The sequence below is a fragment of the Robiginitalea myxolifaciens genome (assembly GCF_900115205.1).
In the GTDB taxonomy this organism is placed as follows: domain Bacteria; phylum Bacteroidota; class Bacteroidia; order Flavobacteriales; family Flavobacteriaceae; genus Robiginitalea; species Robiginitalea myxolifaciens.
In genome coordinates this window covers 381,557-401,535 of the sequence record NZ_FOYQ01000002.1, presented here as the reverse complement: position 1 = coordinate 401,535, position 19,979 = coordinate 381,557, and the positions used below count along the sequence as shown (strand labels likewise).

The 19,979-nt window shown below is 48.7% G+C and carries 17 protein-coding genes; 5 read left to right on the top strand and 12 right to left on the bottom strand.

The features are described from left to right. Nucleotides 1-39: 39 nt before the first annotated feature. From BM318_RS09915 to BM318_RS09905, 3 genes are all read right to left on the bottom strand, one after another. Nucleotides 40-801 (bottom strand): hypothetical protein, encoded by a 762-nt coding sequence (locus tag BM318_RS09915; RefSeq protein WP_143099959.1) that lies wholly within the window; start codon nt 799-801, stop codon nt 40-42. A gap of 253 nt (nt 802-1,054) precedes the next feature. Next, nucleotides 1,055-2,590 (bottom strand): alanine/glycine:cation symporter family protein, encoded by a 1,536-nt coding sequence (locus tag BM318_RS09910; RefSeq protein ID WP_092983485.1) that lies wholly within the window; start codon nt 2,588-2,590, stop codon nt 1,055-1,057. Between the two features lie 112 nt (nt 2,591-2,702). Continuing rightward, nucleotides 2,703-3,797, bottom strand: coding sequence for a hypothetical protein (locus tag BM318_RS09905; protein ID WP_092982462.1), 1,095 nt, complete (start codon nt 3,795-3,797; stop codon nt 2,703-2,705). A 72-nt stretch (nt 3,798-3,869) separates the two neighbouring features. On the opposite strand from BM318_RS09905, the gene BM318_RS09900 reads away from it, so the two are divergent. Beyond that, on the top strand, nt 3,870-5,069 hold the full coding sequence (locus BM318_RS09900) for a DegT/DnrJ/EryC1/StrS family aminotransferase (protein ID WP_092982461.1): 1,200 nt from the start codon (nt 3,870-3,872) through the stop codon (nt 5,067-5,069). Here BM318_RS09900 and ribB read toward each other — a convergent pair. From ribB to BM318_RS09860, 8 genes are all read right to left on the bottom strand, one after another. Continuing rightward, complete coding sequence (gene ribB, locus BM318_RS09895) at nt 5,066-6,196, bottom strand: 3,4-dihydroxy-2-butanone-4-phosphate synthase (protein WP_092982460.1); 1,131 nt, start codon at nt 6,194-6,196, stop codon at nt 5,066-5,068. The genes BM318_RS09900 and ribB overlap by 4 nt on opposite strands. A 5-nt stretch (nt 6,197-6,201) precedes the next feature. Next, complete coding sequence (locus tag BM318_RS09890) at nt 6,202-7,890, bottom strand: LptF/LptG family permease (protein ID WP_092982459.1); 1,689 nt, start codon at nt 7,888-7,890, stop codon at nt 6,202-6,204. Nucleotides 7,891-7,947: 57 nt separating this feature from the next. Beyond that, a complete protein-coding gene (locus BM318_RS09885) occupies nt 7,948-8,592 on the bottom strand; it encodes an outer membrane lipoprotein periplasmic chaperone LolA1 (RefSeq protein WP_092982458.1) in 645 nt (214 codons plus the stop codon). After that, nucleotides 8,589-10,979 carry an FtsK/SpoIIIE family DNA translocase gene (locus tag BM318_RS09880; protein WP_092982457.1) on the bottom strand — a complete coding sequence of 797 codons (2,391 nt, stop codon included), beginning with the start codon at nt 10,977-10,979 and terminating at the stop codon, nt 8,589-8,591. Before BM318_RS09880 ends, BM318_RS09885 begins: the two co-directional genes overlap by 4 nt. A 67-nt stretch (nt 10,980-11,046) precedes the next feature. After that, on the bottom strand, nt 11,047-11,412 hold the full coding sequence (locus BM318_RS09875; protein WP_092982456.1) for a diacylglycerol kinase family protein: 366 nt from the start codon (nt 11,410-11,412) through the stop codon (nt 11,047-11,049). Beyond that, nucleotides 11,405-11,911: a thiol peroxidase gene (gene tpx / locus BM318_RS09870; RefSeq protein ID WP_092982455.1), complete on the bottom strand. Its 507-nt coding sequence runs from the start codon at nt 11,909-11,911 to the stop codon at nt 11,405-11,407. Before tpx ends, BM318_RS09875 begins: the two co-directional genes overlap by 8 nt. 80 nt (nt 11,912-11,991) lie before the next feature. Continuing rightward, the gene (gene nhaC / locus BM318_RS09865; RefSeq protein ID WP_092982454.1) at nt 11,992-13,473 is read right to left on the bottom strand and encodes a Na+/H+ antiporter NhaC; all 1,482 of its coding nucleotides are present in this window, start codon (nt 13,471-13,473) and stop codon (nt 11,992-11,994) included. 60 nt (nt 13,474-13,533) lie between these two features. Then, the gene (locus BM318_RS09860; RefSeq protein ID WP_092982453.1) at nt 13,534-14,754 is read right to left on the bottom strand and encodes an aminotransferase class I/II-fold pyridoxal phosphate-dependent enzyme; all 1,221 of its coding nucleotides are present in this window, start codon (nt 14,752-14,754) and stop codon (nt 13,534-13,536) included. A gap of 147 nt (nt 14,755-14,901) precedes the next feature. Between BM318_RS09860 and BM318_RS09855 the strand changes: the two genes are divergently transcribed. Together BM318_RS09855 and lpdA are read left to right on the top strand one after the other, a co-directional pair. After that, nucleotides 14,902-15,387 carry an Lrp/AsnC family transcriptional regulator gene (locus BM318_RS09855; protein WP_092982452.1) on the top strand — a complete coding sequence of 162 codons (486 nt, stop codon included), beginning with the start codon at nt 14,902-14,904 and terminating at the stop codon, nt 15,385-15,387. Nucleotides 15,388-15,450: 63 nt separating this feature from the next. Continuing rightward, the gene (gene lpdA / locus BM318_RS09850; protein ID WP_092983484.1) at nt 15,451-16,851 is read left to right on the top strand and encodes a dihydrolipoyl dehydrogenase; all 1,401 of its coding nucleotides are present in this window, start codon (nt 15,451-15,453) and stop codon (nt 16,849-16,851) included. On the opposite strand, the gene BM318_RS09845 is transcribed toward lpdA, so the two are convergent. Next, complete coding sequence (locus tag BM318_RS09845; protein WP_317040357.1) at nt 16,848-18,029, bottom strand: acyltransferase family protein; 1,182 nt, start codon at nt 18,027-18,029, stop codon at nt 16,848-16,850. The two genes, lpdA and BM318_RS09845, sit on opposite strands and share 4 nt — an antisense overlap. A 109-nt stretch (nt 18,030-18,138) precedes the next feature. On the opposite strand from BM318_RS09845, the gene BM318_RS09840 reads away from it, so the two are divergent. Further along, complete coding sequence (locus tag BM318_RS09840) at nt 18,139-18,672, top strand: NADPH-dependent FMN reductase (protein WP_092982450.1); 534 nt, start codon at nt 18,139-18,141, stop codon at nt 18,670-18,672. Further along, a complete protein-coding gene (locus BM318_RS09835) occupies nt 18,672-19,976 on the top strand; it encodes an anthranilate synthase component I family protein (RefSeq protein WP_092982449.1) in 1,305 nt (434 codons plus the stop codon). The genes BM318_RS09840 and BM318_RS09835 overlap by 1 nt, the downstream gene beginning before the upstream one ends. The last annotated feature ends 3 nt before the right edge of the window (nt 19,977-19,979 follow it).

Below are 19,979 nucleotides of genomic sequence, written 5' to 3'. Positions count from 1 at the left end.
AGTAGGCTCCTACAAAACCACTAAGCTGTTGTATAGTGACTATTGCCTGTCCTGCGCCAGAACTTCGGCGCCCAGACCGCTAATACCTTCCATATACATCCAGATTTCTCCGTGATCTTTGACCGTAGATTTTGCTACGTCTTCGAGGAAGGCTGGGAAAGTTCCTTCGCCGTGTACCTCTTCAAAATATCCTGGAAATTCATCGCCCTGATTCATCATTTTCATGGAATCAATAAAGTCGATCCAGGCAAAATCCATTCCATCGTCTCCAGGCATTACATTGAAATACATCCCGTAGATCTGATCTGGATATTTTTCGGCATATACCTTTCGTACCCGTTCCAGAACACTCATGAATAATTCGTTTTCAAAGCGCTTCATATCAATGATGAATACGTTGAGGTATTTCACATTAAAATCTCTGGAAAAGTTGCTCCATTGCGGGTTATAGCGCCAACTGTGGGTTACAGCCGTCCCTTCTGTATGGGCAATTACTGCAGAATTCCAGTGATTCATATGCTCGGGACCCATATCCATTTCGTCCATGGTCGACCAGAAGTGCGGTCCCATGGTCCAGACATACTTTCCGGAATTCACACCGTTCATGATCCAGTAAACCCGGGCCCCTGTGGGTCCGTCTTTATGGAACTTTTCGTTGTGTTCCTTTAAACCGGCTTCCAGCTGAGATATATGGGCCGGGTTAGGGGTTAACATGATGTTGGTGAAAAGCGGGTATTCCTGCATTTCCTGACCTGCTGCCAATACGGGTATTAGCAACAGCATTGCGAATAGTTTTTTCATCTTAATTGCGTTGGTTGTTTTTAAGCTATTGTAGATAGCTGCTTACCGCGCTCATTGGGGCGTTCTTGCGGGAGGGGATACGAATATCCGGTCGGTATTGCCTAGCACGGCAAAAGCGTAATGGATTTTGCGGAAGATATGAGGATAAGAAGATACGAAATATTCCATAGATTATTGATTATCAAATGGATAGTAAATAGCTACATAAACTGTAGGAAAAGATTCTAAAGAAACTGAGGCAGCGCAGGTGCTTTTAGGTATCCAGGCCCCTTATCGCTGATAAGTACTTCTTAAGCGCTTCACCGGCTTTAGGATAAAGCAATAGTAAACCGATCATATTGGGAAAGACCAGGGCCAGAATCATGGCGTCGGAAAATTTAATCACCGCATCCAGGGTTACCGCGGCACCCAGCACCGTAAATACCAGAAACAATACCTTATACGCCATACTGGAAACCTGGCTTCTTCCAAAGAGGTAATTCCAGGATTGCAGTCCGTAGTACGACCAGGAAATAATGGTGGAAAAGGCAAAGAGCAAAACCGCAATAGCCAGGACATATGAGGCTCCGGGGATAGCCGCTTCAAAGGCCATGGAGGTGAGGTTTACGCCACCGATGCGCTCTCCGCTTTGTAGTAAGACTTCATTGTTTAATGCGTCCCCATAGATAAAGTTGCCCTCCAGGTTAAATAACACAATAACCAGGGAGGTCATAGTACAAATCAATACGGTATCTATAAAGGGCTCCAATAAACCAACGAGGCCTTCGGAGGCTGCATATCGGGTTTTCACTGCGGCATGGGCAATGGCAGCCGAACCGGCCCCTGCCTCATTGGAGAAAGCTGCCCTGCGCAGCCCCTGGATCAGGACTCCTGCAAACCCGCCGCTGACCGAGGCCCTGGGAGTGAAAGCTTCTTCCAGGATCAAACCAAGAGCTGTCCCCAGGTTATCCCATTGTGAAAGAATGATGAATCCGGCGCCAAGGACATAAAGCAGGGCCATGAAAGGAACAATTCGCTCTGTAACTTTGGCTATTCGCTGGATGCCTCCTATGATCACAATGCCAACCAGGATTGCGAAAATAACCCCAATCAAAGTTCCTGAGGCACTACCATCCAAGCCAAATCGACTAACTAGCTGGGCAGTGGCCTGATTGGACTGGAAGGCGTTGCCTCCCCCAAAAGATGCCCCGACACAGAGGAGTGCAAATATCCCGGCAAGGACTTTTCCAAGTCGCGTCAGCCCAAGGCTTTTCAGTCCTTTGGAGAGATAATACATGGGCCCGCCATACACACTTCCCTTTTCATCCATATCCCGGTATTTAACCCCCAGCGTGCACTCGACAAATTTTGAGGACATCCCCAATAATCCGGTCAGGATCATCCAAAACGTGGCTCCCGGCCCCCCCACGGAAATAGCAACCGCGACCATGGCAATATTGCCCAATCCTACAGTACCTGATACTGCCGTGGTAAGGGCTTGAAAGTGATTGACTTCCCCTTGATTCCCTGCTGCATCCCGTTCCAGTTCATCGAACTTACCGCGTACCACCTGCAGGGCAGTACCAAAGTGCCGGATATTGATAAATCGGAATCTAAGCGTAAAAAGAACAGCGCCAAAGATCAATAGGATCAAAACTATGGGCACACCTATGCCAGCTATGGGAATTTCTGTAAATACCAATTGCTCCCACCAAAGCGCTACGGGCATGAATGCCTCATTGATACGCTCGTCGATGCCTCCTGTATTTAAACTCAGGCGTGGAAAGGAAAAAGAAAAAGCCGTGTGCATATACTTGAATTTTCCATCCAAGATGCCGGCAATGAGTCAGTTACAGGGCATTTGTCGGAAGAAATTCAGAATTGTCGGAAAACAAGGAGGGTCCGAAATGATTTGATACGCCCTACGAAATCTTCAGGGAATCCGGGGATAGACGCAAGCGTATCAGGCGTTGGCGATCTTTTGACTGTTCAAAAAGCAAGGACTTCATCGGATCAAAATGAATTTTCTTGTCCCAGGCTTTCGGACCGTACAATTCGTCCAGGAAGTTTATTAGCAGCCGGCGGATTTCATTGTATTCCTGAATATCGTACTCCCGATCTTTTGCTGGTGCATTCTTGGGCCTGATCTCCAGCCAACCCTGCGGATGCTCTGTGCGGGCCCTGATAAATCGCGATAGCAGTTCATAATTCGATGGTGTTAGGCTTACTTGCACGCGATCGCGATTCGGGAGTCCACGGACTTCCACCTCCTTTTTAATCCGATCTCCCTGCCGATTGCTGAAAAGCGTCAGTTTCAGATTTTCTACCAAGGGGAGGTGGGTTTCCGAAAGTTCCCTTACCCAGCTCAGGGCCAATGCAAAAAAGATCATGATCAGGGAGGATTTGAAAAAGGCGGAAAAAAGCAACAGATTTAAGCGGGAGTCACTGAGTTTGTAGAGCTGTGCCAGGAGGGTGATTAAGATACAGACCTGAGAGAGAATAGCCAGGGCTTTCAGGCGTCGGCGCCGGAAGGATTCCCATAGGACCATTCCTAAAATCAGAAGTGTAAACAGGGAATAGTAGACATCAAACTCCTGGATCAGGCCTTCACTACCCATCAGAATCTTGCGCAAGGTCGGAAGCAGTGCGAGTACAAAAGGGATGGTGATCAAATATACCCAATAGGGCGATCGGATTAGTGCTTCTAAAGGTTTCGGGAGAAATCGAAACCAGGGAAGTGCGCTCAGGATAAAAAGGGAATTCATGAGCGAAAGCAGGGATTTTCCACCCTCTGGCCAGGAGACCTCCAGCGGATTAGAAGCGAGGTAAACTTCGAGCAGCCCGCTCGCGCTCCAACAGAGAATGGAAAATGCCAGCCAGACCTGCCCTTTATCGCCTTGTTTCCTGCCGATGTGCCACCAGATTGCAAGCAGTGCGGCAAATGCAAAAAGACAGGTAGAAAACTCCCACCAGCCATAGAAATTGAGCACTTCCGCGTTTGCTTCCAATGGTTCCATTTGCTTTAAAGATATGGATTCCCTGAGCTATAATTATTCCCTTAAATTTACGCACAAATTAAAAGCGCAATCATGCCGGGATTTGAACAGTTTGGGGCTGCCGAAAGGGAATCGATACAGGAAGTGCTGGATACAGGGGTATTAATGCGTTACGGGTTTGATGGAATGCGAAACGACCGCTGGAAGGCAAGGGAAATGGAGCAATTGTTGGCCGCCCGGATGCAAACCAGCCATGCCCATTTGGTAAGCAGTGGCACGGCTGCCTTATCTGTGGCTATGGCGAGTGCTGGGATTGGAGCCGGAGACGAAGTTATCCTGCCGACCTTCACTTTTGTAGCCAGTTTTGAAGCTGTGCTCGCTGTGGGGGCTATTCCTGTGCTTTGTGACATTGACGACACCTTAACGCTCGACCCTCTGGCGGTGGAGCAATGCATTGGACCGAAAACCAAAGCGATAATGCCTGTGCATATGTGCGGTTCCATGGCCGAATTGGACCCCTTGCTCGCTCTTGCTGAAAAGCACCAGCTTATCCTGCTGGAGGATGCCTGCCAGGCTATAGGGGGCACGTATAATGGGAAACCCCTGGGAAGCTTGGGCCATATTGGTTGCTTCTCCTTTGACTTTGTTAAAACCACTACTTGTGGAGAGGGTGGGGGACTCATCACCAACTCAGAGGCCATCTATGAAAAGGCTCAGGCTTTCAGTGATCATGGGCACGATCATATCGGTTCGGACCGGGGGGCAGAACAGCATCCCTTTCTCGGGTTTAATTACCGCATTTCAGAGCTGCATGCAGCTGTGGGCCTGGCACAACTAAGCCGTCTCGACGAGTTTCTGGCGATACAGGAAAGCCACTTTAAAGTATTGGAGGCAGCGATAGCGGACATCGAAGGCATCACCTTGCGGAAGGTGCCGAATTCCGGGGTGCAGAATTATTCATTTCTGAATTTCTTCCTCCCGGATGAAAACCGGGCCAGGAAGGCGCAGCAGGCCCTTGTGGCAGCCGGAGTAGATGGGGTCTTTTACTGGTACGACAATAACTGGCATTACCATCGTAAATGGGAGCATCTAAAGCAGGGACATTCCTTACATGCCTTACCCGATTCCACAGTGACAGCCCTGAAAGAACTCTCGACCCGGGAGTTCCCGGCATCCGATCATTGGATGGGAAGAAACCTTTCTGTACTGATTAAGCTTAACTGGTCGGAAGCAGCCTTGTCCGAACGTGCGGCAAGCATGCGTCGGGTTTTATTGGAAATCACCAAAACCTAATAGGCCACATAGTCTACGATTTCCAGGCCATACCCCACGATACCAATACGTTTGGCCTGCTGGCTATTGGTCATTAGCCTGATCTTTTGAATGTTGAGATCGTGTAGTATTTGCGCGCCAATTCCGAAATCCTTGTTATCCATTTCGATCCCCGGTGCCTTGAGGATGCCCTTGGCCTGGTTTTCCTTGAGACCCCGGATTCGGGAAAGCAGGTTCAGGGAATTACTGTCCTGATTAATAAAGACGATAGCTCCTTTTCCTTCCTGCCCAAGTGTCTTGAACATGTCGTCCAGTTTTTTATCCGCATTATTGGTTAAAGTACCCAGGATATCGTTGTTCACCAGGGTGGAATTAATGCGCGTGAGCACGGGTTCGCCCACTTTCCAACTTCCGCGGGTAAGGGCCAGGTGGATTTGTTCGTTTGTGGTTTGTTTATAAGCATGGAGTCGGAAATCCCCAAACCGGGTTTCGACGTCGAAGCTTTCCATTTTCCGGATCAGGCTATCGTGTTGCATACGATAGGCCACCAAATCCTCGATGGAAACTAGTTTCAGATCGAATTTTTCGGCAACCTCCATCAATTCGGGTAAGCGAGCCATGGTTCCGTCTTCATTCAGGATCTCTACCAGAATTCCTGCAGGACGGAATCCTGCCAATCTAGCCAGGTCTACAGCCGCTTCCGTATGTCCAACACGTCGCAGGACACCTCCGTTTTTGGCACGCAGGGGGAAGATATGACCCGGACGTCCCAGTTCGTGAGGATTGGTTTCGGGATCCACGAGGGCTTTGATGGTCTTGGCCCGGTCGTGTACCGATATTCCAGTGGTGCATCCATGACCAATGAGATCTACGGAAACCGTAAATTGAGTATGGTGGAGCACGGTATTGTTCTCTACCATCATGGTGAGATCCAATTCTACGCATCGCTCCTCGGTCAGTGGCGCACAAATGAGCCCGCGACCCTCACGGGCCATGAAATTGATCATTTCGGGGCTTACCGCCTCAGCAGCAGCAATAAAATCTCCTTCGTTCTCCCGATTTTCATCGTCGACAACGATTACCACTTTACCTTCTCGAATGGATTCAATTGCGGATTCGATAGAATCCAAGCGTATCTTTTTCTCCATAAAATCTATTTCGCTGCTTTCGCCTTATTCTTCCGCGAAAAGCGCTCCCGGAACCAGTCTATAAAATGTCCGAAACTCATTAACCCCTGATCTGCAGTTGCCCGACGCGTTAACCAGATGCCCAACGGAAGCATGATCATGGTTGGAAGCCAGGCGCCGAGCGCGGGATGGATATTGCCCTCCTTGGCGTAGTTGCCCGAAAATACGCCAAAAAAGTAATAGGCGAGGAAGAGGACAATGGCCACAACCATGGGCAGTCCCAGGCCACCTTTTCGGATAATAGCACCGAGGGGAGCTCCCACAAAGAACAACACAATACATGACAGGGCGAGGGCAAACTTTTTATGCAGGCTCAGAATGTGCACGTTGTATCGCTTATAGCTAAGCTCCAGTTCGTCTCGTTTACCCTGCACGGTATTGAGAAGATTCCGAACACTGTTTCTTGCGTTGTCCAGCAATTGTCCCTGCTCGAATGTTTTGAAACCTGTCAACAGGGAGTCGGGGTAAACTTCACGATGAGGATTGGGGTCCTCCATACTCAAGCTCTGGGGTTTGCCTACTTTGGAGACCTCGCGTTTGGCCGATTGCCGTGCTGGTCCCGGACGCTGTCGATTCGCTTGTCCCGGGCGCTGTTGATTCGCCTGCCCGAAATTCGAATTTGCGGCGTTCGGAGCGCGTTGGGCGACCGTAGGCTTGGAAGCAGCCTTAGTGCTGTCCAGGCTCACTTTCATTCCTTCCAGCGCACGACCCGTACTGTCCCGTTGTAAGCTATCTACGGGAGTTGTTTCCTCAGAAAGGGGGAAGGCACCGACCCGGTTGCTAATAGAGCGCGAAAAGTTTGTGGCGAGTTCCAGATTGTGATCTCGGATGGAATCGATATCCACCAACAACCGACTCACATTTTTCATCTTATCCGTTTCCACATTGCGATCTGCCTCGATGTCCTCCATATTATCGGGCAGGGCAATATTCATGACATAGGTTTCGAAATCGGCCTTGGCATAGGGAAAGGTTCTATCTGTTGTCCCGGACTTGTTCACCAAATCGTGATAGTAATAGCCGTCCTTAAGCAGCAGTTGAATAATGTCTGATCCTTCGGAACTGATGAGTTCCCCGGTTGCTGCTTTGATAACCGTTACGTTTTTCTGCAGGCGGGATTTTTCGTGGATGATAATGTTATCCAGGAAGCGGTCGTTCTCCCCGTATTTTCTTTCCACCTTAATACTGCGTCCTTCAAAATCGCTGAAAACTCCTTCTGTGATGGCCGCAGCGGGCTTCAGGGAGGCAATATTTCGCCTGAGGTTGTAGATCTTCTGTTCCGATATTGGAATAACCGTATTCGCGAAGTAAAACGTAAGAATGCCCAAGAGGGAAACAAAAACGATCAGGGGTGCCATGGAGCGTTGCAGGGAAATCCCGGACGCTTTCATCGCCGCAAACTCATAATTTTCGGCAAAGGCTCCGAAAGTAAGTATGGAGGAGAGTAACACGGTAAGGGGTAGTACCTTTTCTGTGAGGTTTGGCATCAGGTAGAACAGGAACTTCCCGATAATGATCAAATCCAGCCCTTTGCCTGCGAGATCATCAATGAACAACCAGATCGTCTGGAAGATGAAGATGAACATCAGGATCAGGAACGAACTGAAAAAATTCGTAAGGAATCGCTTCAGTATATATTGATCGAGTATGCGCAAGGCTTAGTTATCTGCTTCGAGTAAGGAATTACCGAGAAAACAACAGGTCTGGACCTGCTAATTCCGTATGATGTAGTAACCGTCCTCCTCGTATTTCTCGACGTCAAAGTTAAACAAGGCCGACGAGAGGGGTTGGTTGGTTTTCAAAGAATTAACAGTGATCGTGGTTTTTGTGCCGTTCTGACCGGTTTCGATGAGCTTGTAAATGTGTTTGGTTTCTGCATCGATTCCCAATAAGATGGAAGCAACCTCCGAATTACTGTCAATAGGGGTAAGCTTTACGTACTGGATTTTACGTCCCTGCACATTCTGGAGGATATCCCAGGCATAGTTGTGGCCCTGCCGATAGAAGGTCAGCATCTTGCTGGGGCTAACTGTCCCGGCATCTTCGGACTTATCTTCGATGGTGACTTCTTCATTTTCAGGGACTACGGTGTACACCTTCTTGCCGTCGTACAATTGCTGAGCTCCTAAATAATTCAACAAATACTGGTCCCCTTTAAGGGTTAGGTCTCCCCGGGTTTCCTGACGGACATTGGCTTCCTGGTTATACAGCTCAAATTTAAAATCGATAAAGATGTTATCGTAACTGCTAACCTTGTCGTAAACTTCGTCGAGCAAGGCTTTTGCCTTGGCCGAATTCTGCGCAAATACCCCATTGGAAAAGGTCAATGCTAATGCTATAATCAAGAGACGTTTCATGAGTCGCTTTTGGTTTCGTTGTTCAATAAATGTTCCAGGCTGGCCAGGTCGGATACCAATACCTGCCGGGCCTTACTTCCTTCAAATGGCCCTACGATTCCAGCAGCTTCGAGCTGATCTATAATACGACCGGCCCGGTTGTATCCCAGTTTGAGTTTGCGTTGGATCAGGGAGGCTGAGCCTTGTTGTGCGGTGACCACAACCTCAGCAGCATCTCTGAACTTGGAATCGCGTTCCTCGATACTGTAATCAATTCCTGTGCCAGAATCTTCGCCTTCATATTCCGGTAAAAGATGGGCATCCGGGTAAGCGCGCTGGCTTCCGATATAGTCCGTAATCTTAGCCACTTCAGGGGTATCGACAAAGGCGCATTGCAGGCGAACAATATCGTTGCCCTGTGTGTAAAGCATGTCACCCCGGCCAATAAGCTGGTCGGCCCCCTGTGTATCGAGGATTGTCCTGGAATCGATCTTGGAAGTTACCCGGAATGCAATTCGGGCGGGGAAGTTTGCCTTGATAATTCCGGTGATCACGTTGACCGAAGGCCTTTGGGTGGCAATGATCAGATGGATACCGATGGCACGGGCTAATTGGGCCAAACGCGCAATCGGGGTTTCCACCTCTTTCCCTGCAGACATAATCAGGTCGGCAAATTCATCGATTACCAGTACGATATACGGCAGATAACGATGCCCTTCATTGGGATTGAGTTTACGGGCTTTGAATTTGGTGTTGTACTCTGCAATGTTTCGAACCAGGGCCGATTTTAACAACTCATAACGGTTGTCCATCTCAATACAGAGGGAATTCAGCGTATGGATTACCTTGGTGTTGTCGGTAATAATCGCTTCTTCTGTATCCGGCAATTTGGCGAGGAAATGTCGCTCAATCTTGTTGTATAATGTGAGCTCTACCTTTTTCGGGTCTACCAGGATAAACTTCACCTCTGCCGGGTGCTTTTTGTAGAGCAGGGAGGTCAGAATGGCGTTCAGACCAACGGATTTACCCTGCCCGGTAGCTCCCGCCATGAGCAGGTGCGGCATTTTCGCGAGGTCTACAACAAACGTCTCATTGCTGATTGTCTTTCCAAAAGCAATGGGAAGCTGCATTTCGGCCTGCTGGAATTTTTTCGAGGCGATAACGGAACGCATCGATACGATGGTCGGTTTTTTGTTGGGGACTTCAATACCAATCGTCCCTTTGCCTGGTATAGGGGCAATGATACGGATACCCAGGGCTGCAAGGGAAAGGGCAATATCGTCTTCCAGGTTCTTGATCCGGGAAATCCGTATACCCGCCTCGGGGACAATTTCGTAAAGGGTCACGGTAGGCCCGATGGTTGCCTTGATCTGGGCAATGCCTATTTTGTAATTCTTAAGGGTGTTTACAATCTTATCCTTATTCTCCTCGAGTTCCTCCTGATTTATGGTTATTCCGCCACTGGCCCCGTGGGTGTCCAGTAAATCCAGATGCGGGAACTTGTATTTTGAGAGTTCAAGGGTCGGATCGAATTCCCCGAAGTTGTCGACCAGTTTCTGTGCGGCGACATCGGTATCTTCCTCTTCCTCATTGGCTTGCTGTTCTACCTCAACCTTGAGCTCGGATCCGGTATCCGGGAGTTCTTCGGTCGAAGGTTCTTCGGGCGTTACCGGAGGAATATCTGTTTTATGCGTGTAGAGATCTGTGGCATCTTCTTCGGCTTCTTCTGAGGCCAGGGTAATGGGGTTGGAAGTTTCTTCCTCACTGTCCGTGTCATCGAGGTCGGTCACCACTGCTTTGGGTTTGCGTTCCGGAACCAATGCAGTAGCTCCCCGATTCAATGCACGCGCAAACTCTTGTGGATCAAAATTAAAAAAGCGTACCAGGATAACCACCAGGCAGAACAAGAGGAGCAGGAGTACGCCGATCTTTCCGATATAATCCTGCAGGAAATCGTTCATTTCGAAGCCGATTTGTCCGCCCAGCAAAGGGCTTTCAGCCGCAAAAAAACCGAGGCCTATAGACGTCCAAATCATCATCACCAGACCCCATATCCATTTAGAAGTGAGTCCTTTACGTGGAATTCCCAAAAAGAGGTAAAGCCCGCTCAGGCAGAGCAAAACCGGAAGAATAAAAGAGGCCAGCCCAAAGCCTTTGAACATGAAAAAATGGCTGACGGACGCCCCGAATTTATTAAGCAGGTTTTTGGCTTCCCGATTGCGGTCTGCGAATTCCGTAAGCAGACTTTGGTCGCTTTGCCAATTGAGATAAAAAGAAATAAAGCTGAAAAACAGCGCTATACTAATCAGAATGAGCAAGCTCCCCAGAATCACCTTATTCTGCTTGGAAGGTCTCAGTCTGGAAGCTTTCTTTTTGGTTCTGGTTTTGGTCGCTTTCTTTCGGGCCATTAATAGGATTCGCGTAGACAGGGGCTAAATTACAAATTTACCCCCTAAGCCAGCGGGTGAAATTGGGTCAAAATATCTTGGGGAGATAGATTATGCATCCGATAGCGGAAGCGATAAGGGAACAAATCATTACCGCCCCTGCAGAAATATCCTTAATTCGACCAATGCGTGGGTCGTGGTTGGGTTGTACGAAGTCGGATAGTTTTTCGATAGCGGTATTTACCCCTTCCACGCCCATAACCAGTCCTATGGCCAGTAGTTGAAGGATCCATTCGGTGGCAGATATCTCACAATACCATCCCGCCAGAATTACGACAAATGCGATGACCACCTGGATTTTAATACTACTTTCGGTTCGCACCAGAATCCAGGCCCCACGCAAGGCGTAAACCACGCTTTTCAGTCGATTTTGAACAAAAGATTCCTTAGCCATCCATCAGCGCCTCCAGCGCCGCTTTGTAGTTAGGTTCTTCCCCGATTTCAGGAACCTGCTCGGTGTATCTTACGGTTCCATCCGTATCCAGAACAATTACACAGCGCGAATGCAGTGCTTCGAAAATCCCGTCTGTCATTTCCAGACCGTATGATTTGCCAAAAGCACCTGCGATATAATCGGATAGCATTTCAACATTTTCTATCCCTTCTGCCGCACAAAATTGTTGTTGCGCAAATGGAAGGTCCCGGGAGATGCAAACTACTACGGTATTGTCCAGTTCTGCTGCTTCCTGATTGAATTGCCGGACCGATTTGGAACACACCCCGGTATTTACACTGGGAAATATGTTCATCAATACTTTTTTACCTTGTAAATCACTGACAGACATCTTGCTGAGATCTGTTTTTACAAGTATTGCTTCAGGGGCTTTCGATCCTACTTGAGGGAGGTTTCCGGAGGTGTGGACGGGATTTCCGCCCAGGGTTATGTTTGCCATAGCGTTCGTTTTTGGGAATTAATATTACGTCCTCCGAAAGTAATAAAATAATGCCTTGCTGGTCAAGCGGATTCCCAGCCTCAGGATTTTTTAGGAAGGAGTTGCTTGATCTTGATTCCAAAGGCGGCGAAGACCAGTGTTGTTATCGGACTCAGCCAGTTGAAGATGGCAAAGAAGAAGTAATCCGCAACAGATACCCCGAGCACCGAACTGTGATAGGCCCCGCAGGTGTTCCAGGGGATCAATACCGAGGTAACCGTTCCTGAATCTTCCAGTGTTCGGCTCAGGTTTTCAGGAGCCAGGCCCCGGTCTTCATAGGCTTTAGCGAACATTTTGCCGGGGACTACAATGGCCAGGTATTGATCAGAAGCTGTAATATTCAGCGCCAGGCAACTTCCAACCGTGCTAGCGAAGAGCCCAAAGGTTGTTTTGGCCATCCCCAGCAACCATTCGGTTATTCGGGATAAGGCGCCAATGGCATCCATAATTCCACCAAATACCATGGCGCAAACAATCAGCCATATCGTATCCAGCATTCCCTTCATGCCCTTAGCGGAAAAAAGATCGGACAGGGCGGGATTATCGGTGGCTATGGATGTTTTAATAGTGATTGCGTTAATGATGCCTTTGTATGCGGATTCGAAATCCAGCGTATCTGCTCCGGTAAGTTGCGCCACTACACCGGGCTGAAAGATCAGGGCAAAAACAGCGCCTAACAGGGTGCCCACAAGAAGGGCAACCAGGGGCGGGGTTTTGCGCACGATCATACCGATAACCGCCAATGGCACAAGGAACAACCAGCCATTGATCGTAAAGACCCCGGTTATTGCTTGCTGGATGCTGGAAGTGTCGGCCTCACCGCTGGTATCCAGGGTGAAACCAATAATGATAAAGACCAGTAGCGCCACAAGTATTGTTGGAATCGTGGTCCAGGTCATGTAGCGGATATGTGAAAACAGATTTCCACCTGCCATGGCCGGGGCCAGATTGGTAGTGTCGCTCAAGGGAGACATCTTATCCCCAAAGTAGGCGCCTGAGAGCACAGCGCCAGCCGTCATTCCCAGGGAAATACCCAGGGCGTCCCCAATACCTATTAAAGCTATACCTACTGTGGCGGCTGTAGTCCAGGAACTCCCGGTCGCTACTGAGATAATCGCACTGATGATCAAGCAGGCTGCCAGAAATATCGTTGGATTCAGGATTTGCAGGCCATAATAGATCATGGCGGGAATAATCCCGCTGATCAGCCAGGTTCCGGCCAGCGCCCCTACCATGAGCAGTATTAACAAGGCGCCGGAGGTAGAACGAATGTTTTCGGCCACCTCGGAAAGCATGGTCTTGAAAGTTACTTTCTTGAAAGCACCAACAACTGCAGCTACAGCGCCACCCATCAAGAGGATAAACTGGTTGGAGCCGCCCACGGCATTATCGCCGAAAACAAACACGTTGTAAGCCAGCATCCCGACGAGCGCAAGCACGGGGATCAGGGCTTCCCAAATGGAGAGTGATTGGTTTTCTACGATATTTTCGTCCTGTCGGTACTTGGGCTTAGCGGCGGCCATAGGGAATGTTTAAAGGCCCTAATAATACGATATTGCCCCGCATTCTGCAACCTGCAGAAATTATCTCATGGCGTTAACTGGGGTTAGGATCCCAAGTTTCTCCATGCACTCCTTCATTTTGTGGTAGGTGCGTTCAATGTTCTGGTCCAGGCCAATCGAAAAGCGGATCAGCCCGTCGCTGAGCCCCATTTCGCGCTGCTCGTCTTCCGGGATTTCGGAAGAAGTAGAGGTGCCCGGAGCACTGAAGAGTGTCTTATAAAAACCGAGGCTAACGGCCAGGTATCCCAAATTCTCCCCCTGCATCATCTCCATCAGGGCATTGGCCTTATCCAGGCTGCCGGCATCCAGGGTTAACATTCCTCCATAGCCGTACTCAGCGCGCATCTGTTTGGTGAATGCTTCGTGACCGGGATGGGAGGAAAGTCCCGGGTACACTACCCTGAGGCCATCTGCTTCGAATCGCTCGGCCAGATAATGCGCATTGTAGCTGTGTTTGGCCATTCTAAGGTGAAGCGTACGCATGTTTTTTAGGATGGAGGCGGCCCGAATACTATCCAGGGTGCTTCCAAGTAGCATGCCTGCCCCGTCGTTGACATCTTTTAAGGCCAGGCAAAATTCCTTATCAGCGCAAACCACGCCTGCCACCGCATCGCTGCTTCCATTAATGAATTTGGTAAGGCTGTGAATAACGATCCTGGCACCCAGCTTTGCCGGGGAAATGCTCAATGGGGAGAATGTATTGTCTACCACTAAAGGAACACCCGCCTCATCGGCTATTTTGGAGAGGGTAGGGAGGTCGGCTACTTCCAGCAGCGGATTGCTTACGGACTCGCAATAAATCATGCGCGTATTGGATTGCACTGCTTCTTGGACGGCTTTAGGGTTTGTGATATCCACAAAGCTCACCTCAATACCGAAACGGCAAAGAAAATTTTTCAAAAAGGCATAGGTGCCTCCATAGATGGTCCGGCTGCTGATTAAATGATCTCCTGTACTGCACAATTGCAGGATTACGGCCGTAATGGCGCCCATTCCACTGGCAGTAACATTTGCGGTCTCTGTTCCTTCCAGGGCAGCAAGGGCTTCCCCTAAGTAGAGATTTGAAGGGGAGGAGTGCCGACTGTACAGGTAGCACCCTTCTGTGTTTCCTTCAAAAGTATCGAACATGGTTTTCGCTGAAAGGAAGGTGTAGGTGGAAGAATCTGAAATAGAAGGATTTACTCCTCCGTACTCCCCGAAGTACTGTAAATCCTGAATGGCGTCTGCTGGTCGATATCCCATGGTTAAATTTTTAAGTAAAACTAGATAAAATATACTATATTTTCTGTGCTAAGTTATATTTGTAGATATTAAAACTATATTTATTATATTAAGTAGAATAAATATCTAATTTTATTCGTTTTTCTCATTTTAGTAGATAAATATTCCATGGAACTCGATGAAAAAGACTTGATCTTGCTTCACAGCCTGCAGCAAGATGGAAAGCAGACCACCAAAGCACTTGCCCTGCAGTGCGATCTTTCACCTACAGCAGTCTATGAACGGGTAAGGCGCCTGGAAAATCGCGGTATTATCCGGAAATATGTGGCCCTGCTAAATCCTGAAAAAACCCGGCGCGGCCTTAAGGTCTATTGCCATGTAAAACTGGACCAACACATAAAACCTCAGGTCGAAGCCTTCGAAAAGGAGATCAATAAATTGCGGGAAGTAGTGAGTTGCTACCATATCGGAGGGGACTACGATTACCTGCTGGAGGTTTATGTAAAGGACATGGAGGCCTATCGCGAGTTTATGGTGGGAAAATTAACGGCCATCCAACATATCGGAAGTACCCTGAGTGCGTTTGTGATCCGTACGGTAAAACACACCACGGAAATCCCATTAGACACTCCGGAATCTGCCGTCAGGAACTAAAAACATTCGTATTTTTGTACCGAATAAAGACGGGTGTTCGCATCCATAAAAACAATTCAGTTTATGAAATCATTTGATGTCGCCGTGATTGGATCAGGTCCCGGAGGATATGTAGCCGCAATACGATGCGCTCAGTTAGGTATGAAGACCACATTAATCGAGAAATACAATACCCTTGGCGGTACGTGTCTCAATGTGGGGTGTATTCCTTCCAAGGCCCTTCTGGATTCAAGCCATCATTACCATGATGCGATTACGCACTTTGAAGAACATGGGATCGATATACCTGGCGATGTTAAGGTGAATCTCAAGCAAATGATTGCCCGCAAACAGGGCGTTGTAGATCAGACTACCAAGGGGATTGAGTTCCTCATGAACAAAAATAAAGTGGAGGTATTCCACGGCCTGGGCTCTTTTAAAGACGCCACCCATATTATGATTAAAGGGGAAACGGAAGAGACCATCGAGGCTAAAAATATCATCATTGCCACAGGCTCGAAACCTTCGACCCTCCCGTTTATTGAGATTGATAAGGAACGAATTATAACCTCGACCGAGGCCCTGAGCTTGAAAGAAGTGCCCAAACACATGATCATCATTGGTGGAGGGGTTATTGGCCTGGAATTGGGTCAGGTTTATAATCGCCTGGGGGCCGATGTTAGTGTGGTGGAATACATGGATCGCATTATTCCAGGAATGGATGGCGCTTTATCCCGCGAACTCACCAAGGTGCTGAAAAAGCAGGGGGTGAAGTTTTACCTGAGCCATAAAGTAAAATCGGTGACCCGCAAAGGCAAAGAAGTCATTGTTGGAGCCGAAGACAAAAAAGGCGCCGATGTGGAATTCAAGGGGGATTACTGCCTGGTTTCCGTTGGCCGGCGACCTTATACCGATGGACTCAATGCCGAGGCGGCCGGGGTTAAGTTAAACGATCGCGGGCAGGTAGAAGTCGATGACCACATGCGCACGTCTGCGGCCAATATCTATGCAATTGGGGATGTAATCCGCGGGGCAATGCTCGCCCATAAAGCGGAAGAAGAGGGTGTGATGGTAGCCGAGATTTTGGCGGGCCAGCAACCGCACATTAACTATAACCTGATCCCAGGAGTTGTCTATACCTGGCCGGAAGTAGCTGCGGTAGGAAAAACCGAGGAGGAACTTAAGGAAGCAGGGGTACCCTACAAGAGTGGTCAGTTCCCGATGCGGGCACTTGGAAGATCCAGAGCAAGTATGGATACCGACGGTTTCGTCAAGATCCTGGCGCACAAGGAAACCGATGAAGTGCTTGGCGTCCATATGGTAGGAGCCCGGGTTGCAGATCTTATTGCCGAAGCGGTAACGGCTATGGAATTCAGGGCTTCCGCTGAGGATATTGCCCGAATGAGCCATGCACACCCGACCTATGCTGAAGCAGTTAAGGAAGCTGCATTGGCAGCGACGGAAGATCGCCCGCTACATATTTAAGCTTTACCCAGCATCTGGAGTAACTTGGACCAGACGAGCTTCAATCGTTGAGCAATAACCTGGAACAAAGCCTGTATTTCTTTTACAGCGCGTTTGGAGAATTCGCCTATCCCGGATTTAATTGCAAGCTCATGCTTGTCGTAAACCAGGGCAAACCAGGTACAGGCAATCATAAACAATAAGGCTCCTGGAATTGCTATTGCAGGACTGAGATCATGATGCAGGTAGCGATAGAGCCCCATCCCTGTAAAACTTCCATAGAGTATAATGAAGTGTATCACATAAATACTCAGGGTATTTTGCCCAATCCGCAGAAAGAGGCGTACCTCCATTAATTTTCGAAGTAAGATAAACACAGCGAAGACGAGCATTACATCCCCCAGCCTGATAAAGAGATAGTTATTTGCCACAATCTGCTCAAAGAGCTCCAGGCCTGTAGCCTGTCCTAACCAGTTGAAAAACGCTGAGCTTTGTGCGATTAACCACCATCCGGAAATTAGACTGACCGCAATACTCCATAGGAAAATCCTTTTGGTATTTTGAAACTTCAGGAAGATCCAGGAGAGGAAAGCTCCTATCGCGGCATATCCGGCCCAGGGAATTATGGTAAAAACGGAGCCGTTGGCCTTGGAAAAATAATTCTCAATTCCGCTTGGCATCCAACTGAGATCCCAGACTTTATATGCAGGTTCAAATAGGAACAACACCAATCCGGTGGTGAGCAGCAGGAGCGGAAACAACCCGGCGCGCAGGCGCTGCGCAAGAAGATAGAGTCCGATGATGAGCAATAAGGAGAGGCCGATACAGTGCAGCACATCTACCAGGTAAAAACCGGGATAAATCTTTCCCTGAAGGATTCCAAAGATATTGGTGCGCAGCAGGTAACCTATCACCAGAAGTTCCAGACCGCGACGTACCCCTTTGCGGATACGCGGATTACTTATCCCTTGATTAGGCGCACGCAGCAGCAAAAAGGTGAAAATAAATCCGGATACTGTAAAGAAAACTGGGGCGGTTATGCCGCGAAAATACTTCCAGACCGAATATACCGTGTTCGACGGATCGCGGAATACAGGATCCAAAAGACCATCGATAAAGTGGCCCTGCAGCATCATCAGGATGGCCCAGGCACGCATCGCGTCGATAAAGTAGAGTCGCTTTGTTTGTTTGGACATCATCTAGCCTATATACTTCAAAACAAGCCGTTTGGATCTTTCGGGGGCAAAATTAGTCAAAATGAGGTGGGAAAAATGGGAAATGCGGTATTTTCGTCTAAAAGCAATTCATATGTCCGTAATCCTTGGATTTGCCGGTAGTAACAGCGCAACTTCAATTAATCATCGATTCGTAAAATACGCCCTGAAAAGCATAACCTCGGAGCCAACAGAACTTATTGAACTCCGCACGCTTAAGCTTCCGATATACGATGTTGACGTTGAAAAGGCCTCGGGAATCCCAGGAGAAATCCAGGCGATTTATGAGAAATTAAAGTCCAGTAAAGCCTGGGTATTCTCAGTAAATGAGCATAATGGGAATCCTTCGGCTTACACCAAGAGCTTGTTAGACTGGTTAAGCCGCAAGGACAAGAATTTTGGCAGCGAATTAAAAATCCTCCTGCTTTCCACTTCACCCGGACGGGGAGGGGCCGGTTCTTCCCGGGCAGCTGTCGCGAGCATGTTAAAGCGATTTGGCACGGAAAATATTTGGGAATTTGGCTTGCCCTCTTTCAACCATACGTTTTCAGACGAACAGGGTATTACGGATCAGGAATTGGCCACTGACTTCAGGGAAAAACTCAATCAATTTCTCTCTTCCATTTAATGCAGCGAACCGCCCATAAAATTTCTATTCTTCCCAGCGCTGCGGTAAAGGAGAAACTCGTCCGATGGAGTTCAAAGCAGGCGCATTTCGCCTGGTTGGATAGTAACAGGCATAGCGATAAATACGGGGCTTTTGAGGCCCTTTTGGCGGTTGGTAATCTGGGGCATTTGGCCTCGGATGTTCCAGGAGCCTTCGACAAACTCGGCACCTTTTATGCCGATAAAGCGGACTGGATTCTCGGATATCTTTCCTACGACCTCAAAAATGACCTGGAAGCACTAAGCTCGGATAATCCGGATCGAATGGGATTCCCCGAACTATACTTTTTTCAACCGGAAAAAATCATCGAGGTGCGGGAAGCGGAATTGATCTTTCGCTATCCGCTGCATTTGGCCGGGCAGATCCGCGAGGATTGGGAAGCAATCCAGGCTTCCGGAATGTCGGAGTGGGAGAGCGACCCGCCATCCTGCAGGATTCGCATGGGAATGTATAAAGAGCAGTACCTCAACGCCGCGCAGCGCCTGCTGGAGCATATTGGTCGCGGCGATATTTACGAAGTAAATTTTTGCCAGGAGTTTTTTGCGGAAACCCCGGAATTGAATCCCTTACGGGCCTTTATGGCACTGAATCAAATATCGCAAGCTCCTTTCGCTTCGTTCCTGCGTTTTGGCCAGCGCTACCTTATCAGTGCTTCCCCGGAACGCTTCCTCCGCAAAGTCGGAACTCAACTGATCTCACAGCCAATGAAAGGCACGGCTCCGCGCAGTTCGGATATAGCAGAGGATCAGGAATTGGCTGCTGCGTTGCTCGCTGATCCCAAGGAACGGGCCGAAAATATCATGATCACGGACCTCGTCCGTAACGATTTGAGCAAGAGCGCGCTGAAAGGCAGCGTGGAGGTCTCTGAATTGTGTGCATTGAGATCCTACAAACAAGTGCATCAAATGATATCCACGGTTACGTCTAGAATTTCCCCCGCACAGGGAAATATTGAATTGCTTAAGGATGCCTTTCCAATGGGAAGCATGACGGGTGCTCCTAAAATTTCGGCACTCAACCTTATTGAACAGGAGGAACAATTCCGGCGTGGTGTTTATAGCGGGGCCCTGGGCTATATGGACCCGGAAGGGGGCATGGATTTCAATGTGGTCATTCGCTCCATAGTCTATGACGCCAATAAAGGGTTGGCGAGTTTTGCGGTTGGAAGTGCGCTTACTGCCGGAACCGCTCCGTTGCGCGAATATCGCGAGTGCCTGCTAAAAGCCCGGGCCATGCGAGAAGTTCTGGAGGGTAAGGTTCTTTGATCT

Excerpts from the sequence above, each read along its gene's own strand:
- BM318_RS09860 (WP_092982453.1), bottom strand. The coding sequence starts at position 14,754 with ATGGGATATCGACCAGCAGACGCCATTCAGGATTTACAGTACTTCGGG.
- BM318_RS09905 (WP_092982462.1), bottom strand. The coding sequence starts at position 3,797 with ATGGAACCATTGGAAGCAAACGCGGAAGTGCTCAATTTCTATGGCTGG.
- ribB (WP_092982460.1), bottom strand. The coding sequence starts at position 6,196 with ATGGAGAAAAAGATACGCTTGGATTCTATCGAATCCGCAATTGAATCC.
- BM318_RS09845 (WP_317040357.1), bottom strand. The coding sequence starts at position 18,029 with ATGATGTCCAAACAAACAAAGCGACTCTACTTTATCGACGCGATGCGT.
- BM318_RS09840 (WP_092982450.1), top strand. The coding sequence starts at position 18,139 with ATGTCCGTAATCCTTGGATTTGCCGGTAGTAACAGCGCAACTTCAATT.
- nhaC (WP_092982454.1), bottom strand. The coding sequence starts at position 13,473 with ATGGCCGCCGCTAAGCCCAAGTACCGACAGGACGAAAATATCGTAGAA.
- BM318_RS09910 (WP_092983485.1), bottom strand. The coding sequence starts at position 2,590 with ATGCACACGGCTTTTTCTTTTTCCTTTCCACGCCTGAGTTTAAATACA.
- BM318_RS09880 (WP_092982457.1), bottom strand. The coding sequence starts at position 10,979 with ATGGCCCGAAAGAAAGCGACCAAAACCAGAACCAAAAAGAAAGCTTCC.
- BM318_RS09900 (WP_092982461.1), top strand. The coding sequence starts at position 3,870 with ATGCCGGGATTTGAACAGTTTGGGGCTGCCGAAAGGGAATCGATACAG.
- BM318_RS09835 (WP_092982449.1), top strand. The coding sequence starts at position 18,672 with ATGCAGCGAACCGCCCATAAAATTTCTATTCTTCCCAGCGCTGCGGTA.
- BM318_RS09885 (WP_092982458.1), bottom strand. The coding sequence starts at position 8,592 with ATGAAACGTCTCTTGATTATAGCATTAGCATTGACCTTTTCCAATGGG.
- BM318_RS09915 (WP_143099959.1), bottom strand. The coding sequence starts at position 801 with ATGAAAAAACTATTCGCAATGCTGTTGCTAATACCCGTATTGGCAGCA.
- tpx (WP_092982455.1), bottom strand. The coding sequence starts at position 11,911 with ATGGCAAACATAACCCTGGGCGGAAATCCCGTCCACACCTCCGGAAAC.
- BM318_RS09855 (WP_092982452.1), top strand. The coding sequence starts at position 14,902 with ATGGAACTCGATGAAAAAGACTTGATCTTGCTTCACAGCCTGCAGCAA.
- BM318_RS09875 (WP_092982456.1), bottom strand. The coding sequence starts at position 11,412 with ATGGCTAAGGAATCTTTTGTTCAAAATCGACTGAAAAGCGTGGTTTAC.
- lpdA (WP_092983484.1), top strand. The coding sequence starts at position 15,451 with ATGAAATCATTTGATGTCGCCGTGATTGGATCAGGTCCCGGAGGATAT.